The sequence below is a fragment of the Micromonospora sp. AMSO12t genome (genome assembly GCF_008806585.1).
Taxonomy (GTDB): Bacteria; Actinomycetota; Actinomycetes; order Mycobacteriales; family Micromonosporaceae; genus Micromonospora; species Micromonospora reichwaldensis.
In genome coordinates this window covers 1-13794 of the sequence record NZ_WAAS01000051.1, presented here as the reverse complement: position 1 = coordinate 13794, position 13794 = coordinate 1, and the positions used below count along the sequence as shown (strand labels likewise).

General features: G+C 73.5%; 11 protein-coding genes. 10 read left to right on the top strand and 1 reads right to left on the bottom strand.

Annotation, left to right across the window (positions count from 1 at the left end; all coding sequences use genetic code 11):
- Positions 1-300 precede the first annotated feature (300 nt).
- The 9 genes from F6X68_RS10805 to F6X68_RS10765 all read left to right on the top strand — a co-directional run bounded on the left by F6X68_RS10805 (position 301) and on the right by F6X68_RS10765 (position 12731).
- Entirely contained in the window at positions 301-1671 is a 1371-nt protein-coding gene (locus F6X68_RS10805) for an L-serine ammonia-lyase (protein ID WP_151454137.1), read from the top strand.
- A 59-nt stretch (positions 1672-1730) separates the two neighbouring features.
- Complete coding sequence (locus F6X68_RS10800; protein WP_151454136.1) at positions 1731-2558, top strand: ABC transporter permease; 828 nt, start codon at positions 1731-1733, stop codon at positions 2556-2558.
- A 2-nt stretch (positions 2559-2560) separates the two neighbouring features.
- Positions 2561-3307 (top strand): ABC transporter ATP-binding protein, encoded by a 747-nt coding sequence (locus F6X68_RS10795; protein ID WP_151454135.1) that lies wholly within the window; start codon positions 2561-2563, stop codon positions 3305-3307.
- A complete protein-coding gene (locus F6X68_RS10790) occupies positions 3304-5322 on the top strand; it encodes a DUF5941 domain-containing protein (protein ID WP_151454134.1) in 2019 nt (672 codons plus the stop codon). Before F6X68_RS10795 ends, F6X68_RS10790 begins: the two co-directional genes overlap by 4 nt.
- 16 nt (positions 5323-5338) lie before the next feature.
- Entirely contained in the window at positions 5339-7600 is a 2262-nt protein-coding gene (locus F6X68_RS10785) for a bifunctional glycosyltransferase family 2 protein/CDP-glycerol:glycerophosphate glycerophosphotransferase (protein WP_151454133.1), read from the top strand.
- 134 nt (positions 7601-7734) lie between these two features.
- A complete protein-coding gene (locus F6X68_RS10780; RefSeq protein ID WP_151454132.1) occupies positions 7735-9036 on the top strand; it encodes an ABC transporter ATP-binding protein in 1302 nt (433 codons plus the stop codon).
- Positions 9037-9083: 47 nt separating this feature from the next.
- Entirely contained in the window at positions 9084-9548 is a 465-nt protein-coding gene (locus tag F6X68_RS10775; protein ID WP_151454131.1) for a DUF4442 domain-containing protein, read from the top strand.
- A 61-nt stretch (positions 9549-9609) separates the two neighbouring features.
- Positions 9610-10362, top strand: a complete 753-nt coding sequence (locus tag F6X68_RS10770; RefSeq protein ID WP_151454130.1) for an HAD-IA family hydrolase — start codon at positions 9610-9612, stop codon at positions 10360-10362.
- Entirely contained in the window at positions 10359-12731 is a 2373-nt protein-coding gene (locus F6X68_RS10765) for a glycoside hydrolase family 65 protein (protein ID WP_151454129.1), read from the top strand. The genes F6X68_RS10770 and F6X68_RS10765 overlap by 4 nt, the downstream gene beginning before the upstream one ends.
- A gap of 75 nt (positions 12732-12806) precedes the next feature.
- Here F6X68_RS10765 and F6X68_RS10760 read toward each other — a convergent pair whose 3' ends face one another.
- Positions 12807-12986: a hypothetical protein gene (locus F6X68_RS10760; protein WP_132231888.1), complete on the bottom strand. Its 180-nt coding sequence runs from the start codon at positions 12984-12986 to the stop codon at positions 12807-12809.
- Positions 12987-13155: 169 nt separating this feature from the next.
- On the opposite strand from F6X68_RS10760, the gene F6X68_RS10755 reads away from it, so the two are divergent.
- Positions 13156-13794 (top strand): dienelactone hydrolase family protein (locus F6X68_RS10755; RefSeq protein WP_151454128.1); only part of this gene is annotated, 639 nt, incomplete at its 3' end.

Here is a 13794-nt window from a genome sequence, read left to right as displayed (position 1 = left end):
ACTCTGCGGCGTTCGCCGCCTCTGCCCTCAACGGTAGGAAGGGGTGGCCACCGCGCCCTCGGTCCGGAGGAGGATCGGCGGTGCCCGTACCCGTAGGTGGTTACCCGGGAACCGGCCCCGCGACGCCCCCGGGACCCGCCGGGACGTGCCGACCGGTCGCGGCTGGCGGCAGGGGCTGAGCTGGGCGGGTAGGCTCGCCGGTCGGGCACCCACACCCCCGGGTGCCGGACGGCCGCCCCGACCGGGCCGGCCACGACCGTGCCGGAGACCCACGAGGTACGACGGCGAGGAAGTGCAGCCATGATCAGCGTTTTCGATCTCTTCAGTGTCGGCATCGGGCCGTCCAGCTCCCACACGGTGGGGCCGATGCGGGCCGCCCGTACCTTCGTCGCGGGCCTGAAGGCCGACGGGTTGCTGACCGGCACGGCACGGGTGCAGGCGGAGCTCTTCGGCTCGCTGGGCGCGACCGGGCACGGCCACGGCAGCGACCGGGCGGTGCTGCTCGGGCTGGCCGGCGAGGCCCCGGAGACCGTCGACACCGACACCGTCGACGCGCGGATCACCCGGATCCGTGCCGAGCGCCGGCTGAGCCTGCTCGACGCGCACGAGATCGACTTCGACCCGGACCGTGACCTGGTGCTGCACCGGCGCCGGTCGTTGCCGTACCACCCCAACGGGATGACCTTCGTCGCGTACGACGACCGGGGCGCGGAGCTGCGGGCACGGACGTACTACTCGGTCGGCGGCGGTTTCGTGGTCGACGAGGCGGCGGCCGGGGCGGACCGGATCAGGCCCGACGCCACCCGGGTACGGCACCCGTTCCTCACCGGCGCGCAGCTGCTCGGCGTGACCGCGTCGACGGGGCTGTCGATCAGCGAGGTGATGCTCGCCAACGAGCTGTCGTGGCGCGGCGAGGGCGAGGTGCGCGCCGGCCTGCTGGAGATCTGGCGGGTGATGCGCGAGTGCGTCGAGCGGGGCTGCTCGCGCGACGGGGTGCTGCCCGGCGGGTTGAAGGTCCGCCGCCGCGCGGCCGAGCTGCGCCGCAGCCTGGAGACGGAGTCCGATCCCGCCGACCCGCTGCGGGCGATGGACTGGGTGACTCTCTTCGCCCTGGCCGTCAACGAGGAGAACGCGGCCGGCGGCCGGGTCGTCACCGCGCCGACCAACGGGGCGGCTGGCATCATTCCGGCGGTGCTGCACTACTACACCCGGTTCTCCCCGGGCGCCTCCGAGGAGGGGGTGGTGCGGTTTCTGCTGGCGGCGGGCGCGATCGGCGTGCTGTTCAAGGAGAACGCCTCGATCTCCGGCGCTGAGGTGGGCTGCCAGGGCGAGGTGGGCTCGGCCTGCTCGATGGCCGCCGCCGGGCTGGCCGAGGCGCTGGGCGGCACCCCCGCGCAGGTGGAGAACGCCGCCGAGATCGGCATGGAGCACAACCTGGGCCTGACCTGCGACCCGGTCGGTGGTCTGGTGCAGATCCCCTGCATCGAGCGGAACGCGGTGGCTAGCATCAAGGCGATCACGGCCGCCCGGCTGGCGCTGCGCGGCGACGGGGTGCACCACGTCTCGCTGGACAAGGTCATCAAGACCATGCGCGAGACCGGCGCGGACATGAAGGTGAAGTACAAGGAGACGGCGCGCGGCGGACTGGCCGTCAACGTGATCGAGTGCTGAGGGGGCGTTCGTTCATCGACTGCTAGCCTGTCGTCCGTCCGGTGAGGCGGGAGGCGGCGGTGACCTCTGGCGTCGCGGCGTTGTGGTCGCACCGCACCTCGCTGCGCATCCTCGTCCGGCGCGACCTCGCCGTGAAGTACCAGCAGTCCGTGCTCGGCTATCTCTGGTCGCTGATCGAGCCCCTCGGCCTGGGCGCCATCTACTGGTTCGTCTTCGGGATCCTCTACTCGCGGGACACCAACCGCCACCTCGGCGACGCGGCCGACTCGTACCCGCTGTTCCTGCTCACCGGGATCTTCGCCTGGATGTGGACCAGTTCGGCGCTGAGCGAGGCGACCAACGCGCTGACCGGCCAGGCCCGGCTGATCACGACGATGAACGTGCCGCGGCAGGTCTTCCCGATCGGCCGGGTCACCGGCCGCTTCGCCGAGTACGCCGCCGGCCTGCCGATCCTGCTCGCCGTCGCCGTCGGGTACGCCGCGTCCGGCCGGGTCGAGCCGGGCTGGTCGCTGCTGGCCCTGCCGCTCGCGGTGGCGGTGCAGGCCGTCCTGCTGGTCGGGCTGGCGCTGCTGCTCTCGGCGGTAAACGTGCTGATGCGCGACGTCGAGCGCTTCATGCGGCTGGTCGTCCGGGTGCTCTTCTACGCCACCCCGATCATCTATCCGCTGAGCCTCGTGCGCGACGCCGACCTGCCGGGCTGGCTGAAGGTCGCCTACGAGCTGAATCCGCTGGTCGGCATCTTCCAGCTGCACCACTCGGTCTGGTACCCGGACGAGTTCCCGGACGCCCGGCTGCTCGCCACCTCCGTCGGCGTCAGCCTGCTGGTGCTGGCCGCCGGCTGGTGGTCGTTCCGCCGGCTCGAACCCGCCGTGCTCAAGGAACTGTAGGGATGGCCGATCCGATCATCGAGGCGGAGGGGCTGGGCATCCGGTTCGTCCGCAACCGGCGGCGGCAGTTGCGGCTGCGGGAGCTGTTGATCCACCGGGGGCGGCGCGGCGCGGACGACGGGCGGTTCTGGCCGCTGCGGGACGTGTCGTTCTCGGTCCGGGCCGGGGAGACCGTGGGCGTGGTCGGCCGCAACGGCACGGGCAAGAGCACCCTGCTGCGGCTGATCGCCGGCGTGCTCATCCCCGACGAGGGCCGGATCCGGGTGCGCGGGGACGTCGCGCCGCTGCTGGAACTCTCCGCCGGGTTCTCCAACGACCTGACCGGGCGGGAGAACCTCTACCTGGTCGGCGGCCTGCACGGGCTCCCGTCGGGCTACCTGCGGCGGCACTTCGACGACATCGTCTCGTTCGCCGGCGAGCAGGTGGAGCGGGCCGTCGACACGTCGGTGCGGCACTACTCGTCCGGCATGAAGGTCCGGCTCGGCTTCGCCATCATCTCGCACCTGCCGCACCCGATCCTGCTCATGGACGAGGTGACCGCGGTCGGGGACGAGGAGTTCCGCAAGAAGTGTTATGCGACGATCGACCGTCTGCTCGGGGAGGGGCGCACTCTGGTGCTGGTGTCACACAACGAAAAGGACCTGACCCGGTTCTGCCGTCGGGGGTTGTACCTCGACGGGGGCCGGGTGGGCGTCGACGGCACGATCGCCGAGGCGCTGCACGCATACCACGTCGCGGTTCCGCGGTGACGCTCGCGATCGTGCTCGCCGCCGACGCACCGGCCGCGAGCCTGCCGACCCGCTCGGGCGAGCACCTCGCCGACCGGCTGGCCGACCAGCTCCGGCGCGCCGGGGCGCACGAGGTGCGCCACGCCGCCGGCCTGGACGAGCTGGCCGACCTCGTCGACGCGGCCACGCAGCCGGTGCTCGTCACCGGCGCCGACCTGGTCGCGCACACCGCCGTACTGCGGCACCTGGCCACCAGCCCTGTGGGGCCGACGGTCGCGCTGGTGCTCACCGACCCGCCCGGCGACGGCCACACGGCCGTGCGCGAGGAGCGCGGCCAGGTGGTCGGGGCCGGACCGGCGCAGGCGCTGGACGGCGAAGCCACCGGCGTGTTCGGTGGCGCGCTGCGGGTCGGCGTCGACGACCTGCCGTCGCTCGCCGCCGCCGCGCGCGCGGCCGCCGCCGGGGTGGTGCCCGTCGGCGCGCCGTCGGCCGCCGCGCCGCCGCCGGCCGGGCCCGCCGTGGACCGGCTCTTCGCCGGCCTCGCCGGGCTCGGTGTGCTGACCTTCGCCCAGCGGGTACGCCTGCTCGTGGCGCACCGGGTGGGCGACCCGGCGGGGCTGGCCGCCGCGGAGGCGGCCGTGGCCGCCGTCGACGAGGACCGGGCCGAGCTGAAGCTCTCGGTGAAGGAGCGGGACGACTTCTTCACCACCTTCTTCGTCAGCACCTGGTCGCCGTACGTGACGAAGGCGTCGGCGAAGCTCGGGCTCGGCCCGACCGCCGTCACGATGATCTCGGTGGCCTTCGCGGTGGCCGCCGCCGTGCTCTTCGGTACGGGCGGCCGGCTGGCGCTGGTCGCCGGGGCGGTGCTGCTCTACCTCGGCTTCGTGCTGGACTGCGTGGACGGCCAGGTCGCCCGCTACACCCGGCACTTCAGCGCGTGGGGCGGCTGGCTGGACACGATGGCCGACCGGGCGAAGGAGTACGTGGTCTACGCCGGCCTCGGCTACGGGGCCACCCAGGCCGGTTTCCGGTACGGCTGGGCGCTGGCGATCGCCGCGATCACCCTCCAGACCGTCCGGCACATGACGGACACCTGGTACGGCGTGCTGCACGACGAGGCGGCGCGCCGGCCGAAGGCGGTCGGCACCGCCGGCGGTGGCATCGGCGACAAGCTGAACGCCGCCTCCAACCGGGTGCAGGCCGACACGGGTTCGGTGTCGTACTGGCTGAAGCGCACGGTGGTCTTCCCGATCGGGGAGCGGTGGGCGCTGATCGCGATCACGGTGGCGCTGTTCGGCCCGCTGGTCAGCCTGTACGCGGTGCTGGCCTGGGGGGTGCTGGCCTTCGCGTACACCGGGGCGCTGCGTACGCTGCGGGCCCGCTGGATGCGGGTGCCGGTGCTGGACACGGTCGACGCCACCCTGCACCGCGACGACGGGCCGCTGGCCCGGCTCCTGCCGGCGCTCCTGCCGGCGCTCCGGCCGGTGGGCCCGCTGGCGCTGGCGGTCGTCGCGGCGCTGGGCCCGGCGGCGCTGCTGGTGGCGGCGCTGCTGACCCGCGACGGGGCGGAGGTCCCGCGGTGGGCGGTGCCGGTCGCGCTGCTGGTGCTGCTGGTCGCCGGCCTCGGCGCGGGCGCGACGCACGCCGGGCCGCTGGACTGGCTGGTGCCGGCCGCGCTGCGGGCGGGCGAGTTCCTGTTCGCCATCGCGGTCGGGGTGGTCGGCGACGTGCCGCCGTGGCTGATCTTCGGGTACGTCTTCGTGCTGACCCTGCACCACTACGACCTGACCGCGCGGCTGGAGAAGCGGCAGTCCGCCCCGCCGCTGCATGGCGGCACGCTGGGCTGGGAGGGCCGGTCCGTGCTGCTGGCCCTGGCGGCGATCGTCGGTTTTGCGGGTATCGGGATGGCTACACTCGGTACGTACCTTCTCGTGGTTTTCGTGGGGAGTGTCGCCCTCGCCTGGGTCGTCCTGCCCGCCCGCGCCGCGCGGGCGTCGGTGGGCCTGGTCGGCGCGGGAGGTCGCTCGCCGGGCTGACGACAGGGGCCGGCCGATGACACTGATCAGCTTCGTCGTGCCGGCCTACCGGGTGCAGGGATACCTGCGCGAATGCCTCGACTCGATTCTCGGCCAGCCGGTCGCCGACATCGAGGTGATCGGCGTCGACGACTGCTCGCCCGACGACAGCGGCGAGATCCTCACCGAGTACGCGGCCCGCGACCCGCGGATGCGCGCCGTCCGGCTGACGGAGAACGTGGGGCTCGGTCCGGCCCGCAACATCGGGCTGGACCGGGCCGCCGGCGAGTACGTCTGGTTCGTCGACGGCGACGACTGGCTCGCCCCGGAGTGCCTGCCCGAGGTGGTCGAGCGCCTCCGCGCGACCCGCCCCGACGTGCTCCTGGTCGACCACGTCCGGACGCACTGGAACGACGCCACCAGCCGCAGCGCGATGGAAGAGGTGTTCCCGGAGCCGCCCGGCGAGGAGACCTTCCGGCTGCGGGACCGGCCCGAGACGCTGCGGCTGCTGCACACCGCCTGGAACCGGCTGGTCCGCCGGCAGTTCCTGATCGAGGAGGGGCTGCGCTTCGCCCCCGGCTGGTACGAGGACGTCTCGTTCAGCTACCCCGTGCTGATGGCCGCCGAGCGGATCGGTGTGCTGGACCGGGTCTGCGTCAACTACCGGCAGCGCCGCACCGGGGCGATCACCAGGACCAGGGGCGAGCGGCACTTCGAGGTCTTCGACCAGTGGCACCGGGTGTTCCGGTTGATGGACGCCTGGGGGCCGGCGGTCGACGACCTGCGTCCCGCGCTGTTCGAGCGGATGATCTGGCACTACCTGAGCGTGCTCGGCAACGGGGAGCGGATCGACCCCGAGCTGCGGCCGGCCTTCTTCGCCCAGATCACCGCCGACCACGCGCGCTGGCTGCCCCCCGGTGGCTATCCGGCCCCGGCGGGCGCGGAGGGGCTCAAGCACCGGCTGGTGGCGGCCGGGCGCTGGCGTACCTTCAGCGCGCTGCGCACCGCCTACCGCGCGCGGGACGTCGCCCGGCGTACCGCGCGGAGCGCGAAGCGGCGGGTCGCGCCCCCGGCCCGGCGCGCGGCCCGGCTGGCCCGGGACGCCCTGCTGCGCGAGTACTACCGGGCCGAACTGCGCCGCCCGGTCGATCCGACGCTGGCCGTCTACGCGGCCTACTGGTACCGGGGCTACTCGGACAACCCGGCCGCGATCTTCGAGGCGGCCCGGCGGCTGGCGCCGCAGGTGCGCGGGGTGTGGATCGTCCGGCGGGACCGCGTGCACACCGTGCCCGAGGGCGTCGCGTACGTGGTCGCCGGGACGCCCGCGTACTACCGGGCGCTGGCCCGGGCGCGGTGGCTGGTCAACAACGTGAACTTCCCGGACCACGTCCGCAAGCGGCCGGGCAGCGTGCACGTGCAGACCCACCACGGCACGCCGGTGAAGGTGATGGGCCTGGACCAGCAGCGGTACCCGGTCGGCGCGGTCGGGATGGACTTCGCCGGGCTGCTGCGCCGGGTGGACCGGTGGGACTACAGCGTCAGCGCGAACAGCTTCTCCAGCCAGATGTGGGAGCGCGCGTACCCGGCCGCGTACACCACGTTGGAGGTCGGCTACCCGCGCAACGACCGGCTGGTCACCGCGACCGCGGGGGAGGTGCGCCGGCTGCGTGCCGAACTCGGCCTCGGGCCCGACGAACGGGTCGTCCTGTACGCCCCGACGCACCGGGAGCACCTGCCCGGCTACCGGCCGCCCTTCGACCCGGAGCGGCTGCTCGACGTGCTCGGCCCGGCCGGTCGGCTGCTGATCCGCAGCCACTACTTCCACGACCGGGACCTACGCGCCCGGCGCCCCGCCGACCGGGACCGCGTACGCGACGTCAGCGGCCATCCGCGCGTGGAGGACCTCTACCTCGTCGCGGACGTGCTGATCACGGACTACTCCTCGGCGATGTTCGACTACGCCGTGCTCGACCGGCCGATCGTCGTCTACGCCCCCGACTGGGAGGCGTACCGGCTGGCCCGGGGCGTCTACTTCGACGTGACGGCGGAGCCGCCGGGCGCGGTGGCCACCAGCTTCGCCGACCTGCTCGACCTGTTCAGCGCCGGCGGCGTCGACTCGGCGGCGGCGCGCGCGGCCCGGCAGCGGTTCCGGGCCCGGTTCTGTGCGCTCGACGACGGCCACGCCGCCGAGCGGGTCGTCCGCCGGGTCTTCCTCGGCGAACCGGCCACCGCCGGACGGCCGGCGCGCGGAGTCGGCGCGCTGGCCCCGGCGTCGCAGGCGGGAGGCGGACCCCGCTGACGCCGGCTCGTCCCGCCGGGTGGGCGTCACAGGGCCGTCACAAGCCGAACATGGCACGTTTACCCGATGTGCGAACCGCATGATCCTCGTCACAGTCATTCGGGATTCGGTCGACGAGGTGGGGGGAGGGCACGGTGACAACCGTCGCACTCAAGGATGTCACGAAGGTGTTCCGGGACGGCACCCTCGCCGTCGACAGCGTCAATCTCGACGTCAACGACGGCGAGTTCATGGTGCTGCTCGGCCCGTCGGGCTGCGGGAAGTCCACGGTGCTGCGGATGGTGGCCGGGCTGGAGGACCCGACGTCGGGCGCGGTGATGCTCGACGGCGAGCTGGCCAACGACCTGCCGCCGCGCGACCGGAAGATCGCCATGGTCTTCCAGGACTTCGCGCTCTACCCGCACATGACCGTCGGCGACAACATCGCCTTCCCGCTCAAGCTGGCCGGATTGGAGCCCGAGCCGCGCGGCGAGCGGGTCACCGACGTGGCCAGCGCGCTCGGCATCGGCGACGTACTCGGCCGCAAGCCCAGCCAGCTCTCCGGCGGGCAACGCCAGCGGGTCGCGATGGGCCGGGCGATCGTGCGCCGTCCGGGCCTCTTCCTGATGGACGAGCCGCTGTCGAACCTCGACAGCGGGCTCCGGGCCGAACTGCGCGCCGAGATCTCCGGCCTGACCCGGGAGCTGGGCGTCACCACCATCTACGTCACGCACGACCAGGCCGAGGCGCTGACCATGGCCGACCGGGTCGCCATCATGCGCAAGGGCGTCCTCCAGGACGTCGGCACCCCCACCCAGGTCTACGGCCGCCCGGCCACCCTTTACGTGGCCGCGTTCCTCGGCAGCCCGCGGATGAACCTGCTGGAGGCCTCGGTCTACGTCCACCTCGACCGCTACGTCACCCTCACCCTCGGCGACCAGGCGCTCCACCTGCCGTGGGACGACATCCGCAGCCGGGCGGTCGCGCACTACCACGGTGAGCGGATCGTGGTCGGGATGCGGGCCGAGGCGCTCACCCCGGTCGCGCCGGACACCCAGGGCGCCGTGCTGCACGGCCGCATCCGCTACCTGGAGCACCACGGGCACGAGTCGCTCGCCTTCCTCGACATCGGGGCCACCGCGATCGTGGTGGACGAGATGGGCACCCGGACGGAGGGGGCGCCCACCGGCCAGCGCGGCCTGCGCCGCTTCGGGCAGGTGATGCAGCGGCTGACCGGGCGCGCCCCCGAGGAGGAGGCCCCCGCCCCGGTCGCTGCCACCCGCACCAGCGTGCTCAACGACCCGGGCCGGCACCACCGGCGCCCCGCCGAGCTCGCGGTCCGGCTCGCGCCGTACCCGGGGATCGCCGCCGGGCACCCCCTGGCCGTCTCCGTACGCATGGACGCGCTGCACTTCTTCGACGAGCGCGGCGACCGGATCGACGTGGGCTGGCGCTGACGGGGGCGGTCCTTGCCGACAAAGTTACCGGCTAGTAACGTCGGGCCATGGCCATCGACTCGCGCCAGGTGGCGGCCGGCATGCTGGAGGCTGTGCCGTTCGCCCGTACGCTCGGCATCGAATTCGTCGAAGTGGCCCCCGAGGCGGAGGGCGGGGTACGGGTGACCGTCCGACTGCCCGACTCGCCGGCCACCCACAACCACGTCGGCGGCCCGCACGCCGGGGCCATGTTCACCCTCGGCGAGACCGCCTCCGGCGCGGTCGTGCTGGCCGCGTTCGGGCAACTGCTCGACCGGGCCACGCCGCTGGCCGTGCGGGCCGAGATCGCGTACCGGAAGCTGGCCATGGGCCCCGTCCTGGCCACCGCGCGCCTCGACCGGCCGGTCGCCGAGGTGGTCGCGGAACTGGAGTCCGGCCGCCGGCCGGAGTTCCCGGTCCAGGTGGAGATCGCCACCGAGGAGGGCAAGCCGACCGGCGGGATGACCGTGGTCTGGACGCTGCGCCCGAACTGAGCCGCGCGGCAAGCGCACCGAAAGCGGTTTACGGGCGCGGAGGTCTGGATAGATTCGTACCGTGCTGGGCCTACCTGCTCACGTGACCGCCTGTCTCTTCGATCTGGACGGTGTGCTGACGCAGACCGCCCGGGTGCACAACGCCGCGTGGACCGAGACGTTCGACGCCTTCCTGCGCCGCCACGCCGCCACCACCGGCGCGGAGTTCCGTCCCTTCGACCCCGGGCCGGACTACAACCGCTACGTCGACGGCCGGCCGCGCGCCGACGGGGTGCGCACCTTCCTCGCCTCCCGGGGCATCGTGCTGCCCGAGGGGTCGCCCGACGACCCGCCGGACGCCGACACCGTCAACGGGGTCGGCAACAGCAAGAACGTGCTGCTGCTGGAGCGGCTGCGCACCCACGGCGTGGACGTCTACCCCGGCTCCGTCGCGTACCTGGAGGCGGCGAGTGCCGCCGGACTGCGCCGGGCGGTCGTCACGGCCAGCGCGAACGGCCGGGAGGTGGTCGCCGCCGCCGGGCTGGAACCACTGTTGGAGGCGCGGGTGGACGGGCTCGTCGCCCGCGCCGAGGGGCTGCGCGGCAAGCCCGAGCCGGACACGTTCCTGGCCGGCGCGAAACTGCTCGGGGTCGACCCGCGCAACGCCGCCGTCTTCGAGGACGCCCTCGCCGGGGTCGCCGCCGGCCGCGCCGGCGGGTTCGGGTACGTGATCGGGGTGGACCGGGTCGGCCAGGCCGCCGAGCTGCTGGCCCACGGCGCCGACGTCGTGGTCACCGACCTCGCCGACCTGCTCGACACCGGGCAGACCGCGTGATCCGGGAACGGGCCTATCCGGTCGAGCCGTGGCACGTCCGGGAGATACGGCTGGACATGGACGTCCTGGCCCAGTCCGAGTCGGTCTTCGCCCTCTCCAACGGGCACGTCGGGCTGCGCGGCAACCTCGACGAGGGGGAGCCCCACGGCCTGCCCGGCACGTACCTCAACTCCTTCTACGAGCTGCGCCCGCTGCCGTACGCCGAGGCCGGCTTCGGGTTCCCCGAGTCCGGCCAGACGGTCGTCAACGTGACCAACGGCAAGCTGATCCGGCTGCTCGTCGACGACGAGCCGCTCGACGTCCGCTACGGCGAGCTCCTCGCCCACGAACGGGTCCTCGACCTGCGCGCCGGCACCCTGCACCGGGAACTGCACTGGCGCTCCCCGGCCGGCCGCGAGATCAAGGTCCGCAGCACCCGGCTCGTCTCGTTCACCCAGCGTGCCGTCGCCGCGATCAGCTACGAGGTCGAGGCGGTGGACGGCCCGCTGCGGCTGATCCTCCAGTCGGAACTCGTGGCGAACGAGGCGCTGCCCGCGCAGAGCGGGGACCCGCGGGTCGCGGCCGTGCTGGAGTCGCCGTTGCAGGCCGAGGAGGAACTCACCACCGCCGACGGCGGGCTGCTGATCCACCGGACCAAGGTCTCCGGGCTGCGGGTGGCCGCCGCCATGGAACACGAGGTGTACGCACCGGGGCGCACGACCAGCCAATCCGAGGGGTACGAGGACTGGGTGCGTACCACGATCGGGTGCGTGCTCCAGCCCGGCGAGACGCTGCGCGTGGTCAAGTACCTCGCGTACGGCTGGTCGAGCCGCCGGTCGTTGCCGGCGATGCGCGACCAGGTCGAGGCCGCCCTGACGGGGGCGCGGATCGACGGCTGGGACGGGCTCCTCCGCGAGCAGCGCGAATACCTCGACGAGTTCTGGGACGCCGCCGACGTGGTGGTGGAGGGCGACCCGGAGATCCAGCAGGCAGTCCGGTTCGGCATGTTCCACGTCCTCCAGGCCGGCTCCCGGGCGGAGCGGCGGCCCATCGCCGCGAAGGGCCTGACCGGTCCGGGGTACGACGGGCACGCGTTCTGGGACACGGAGATGTTCGTCCTGCCTGTGCTCACCTACACCCAACCGGCCGCCGTGCGGGACGCGCTGCACTGGCGGCACGGCACCCTGGCCGCCGCGCGCGAGCGGGCCCGGACGCTCAACCTGGAGGGCGCGGCGTTCCCCTGGCGCACCATCGAGGGGCCGGAGTCGTCGGGGTACTGGCCGGCCGGCACCGCCGCCTTCCACATCGCGGCTGGCATCGCCGACGCGCTGCGGCGCTACGTCCAGGTCACCCAGGACACCGAGCTGGAACGCGAGATCGGGCTGGAGCTGCTGGTGGAGACCGCCCGGCTGTGGCGGTCGCTGGGTCACCACGACCGGCACGGCCAGTTCCACATCGACGGGGTCACCGGCCCAGACGAGTACACGGCGGTGAAGAACGACAACATCTACACCAACCTGATGGCACAACGGAACCTGATCAGCGCGGCCGACGCGGTCATGCGCTACCGGGACGAGGCGTTCCATCTCGGCGTGACCGACGAGGAGGCGGCAGCCTGGCGGGACGCGGCGGCGTCCATGCACATCCCGTACGACGAGGAGGTCGACGTCCACGAGCAGGTGGAGGGCTTCACCCGGCTCCAGGAGTGGGACTTCGTGCACACGCCGCCGGAGAAGTACCCGCTGCTGCTGCACTACCCGTACTTCGACCTCTACCGCAAGCAGGTCGTCAAGCAGGCGGACCTGATCCTGGCCATGCACTGGCGCGGCGACGCCTTCACGCCGGAGGAGAAGCTGCGCAACTTCCTCTACTACGAGCGGCGTACGGTGCGCGACTCGTCGCTGTCGGCGTGCACGCAGGCCGTGCTGGCGGCCGAGGTGGGCCACCCCGAACTGGCGCACGTGTACCTGCGCGAGGCCGCGCTGATGGACCTGCACGACCTCAACGAGAACACCCGCGACGGCGTGCACATGGCCTCGCTCGCCGGCGCGTGGATCGCCCTGGTGGGCGGGTTCGGCGGGCTGCGCGACCACGACGGCAACCTCTCCTTCGCGCCGCGGCTGTCGAGCCGGCTCGAGCGGCTGGAGTTCTCCCTCCAGTGGCGCGGGATGCGACTGCGGGTCGACGTCCGGCGGCACCAGACCACGTACGCGCTGCGCTACGGCGACCCGGGAGACGTGCTGGAGTTGCGGCACCACGGTGAGCCGGTCCGGGTCACCTGCGGGGAGCCGGTGACGATGCCGATCCCCGCGGCGGAGGTGTCGGGCCCCGTCCCGGAGCAGGCCCCCGGCCGGGCTCCCCTGCTCCGCCTGCCCGAGAGCGAGCCGTGACCGACCGCCGGCCCGCCGTCGACGACGGCGGGCCGGCGGTGTAGGACCCTGGTGCCGGTCGCCCGGCGGCTTCGGTCAGAGCGGCCTGCCCTGTGACGGGCGGTCCGCCGCGTCGCGGGGCGCCATCGCCCGCGGGTCGTCGGCCGTGCGCGCCTGGGCGGCGTCGTCCGCCCAGTCCCGGCCGCGTTCGGTGTCCTGTTCCCGCCGGTCCCGGTCGGTGGTCTGCTGCCGGGTCTCCCGCTGCTGCTGGGCCATGGCGATCCTCGCGATCCGTCGGGGCGCGGCTGCGCCGGTACGGTCTGCGGTCACCCGACGCCTACCCGGGCCCCTCGGCGACAAACGCCGGGGGTGCCGGGGCCGCTTGCCGGCGCCGGGGACGGGTATGCGGCCGGAACGGGGACGACCGAGGACGTACGGAGGCGAGATGGACGTGCGCAGCAGCGCGGTGGCGATCCCGGCGGGGGACGCCGAACTTCCGGCCGACCTGCTGGTCCCGGCGGAGCCGGCCGGCGTGGTGCTCTTCGCACACGGCAGCGGCAGCTCCCGGCACAGCCCGCGCAACACGGCCGTGGCGCACGTGCTCAACCGCAGTGCCCTCGGCACCGTGCTGGTCGACCTGCTGACGCCGGCCGAGGACCAGGTGGATGCCCGTACCGCCGAGCTGCGCTTCGACATCCCCCTGCTCGCCCGTCGGCTCGCCGCGATCGTGGACTGGCTGGCGGCGGAGCGACCCCTCGGCGCCGTGCCGATCGGGCTGTTCGGGGCCAGCACCGGGGCCGCCGCCGCCCTGGTGGCGGCGGCGGCCCGGCCGGACCTCGTCGGCGCGGTGGTCTCCCGTGGTGGCCGTCCCGACCTGGCCGGCGCCGCGCTCGATCAGGTGCGCGCGCCCACGCTGCTGCTGGTCGGCGGCCTGGACGAGCAGGTGATCACGCTCAACGAGCAGGCCCAGGAGGCGCTGCCGGACACGGCCGAGCTGACGGTGATCCCGGGGGCGACCCACCTCTTCGAGGAGCCCGGCACCCTGGAACAGGTGGCGCACAGCGCCGCCGACTGGTTCACCACC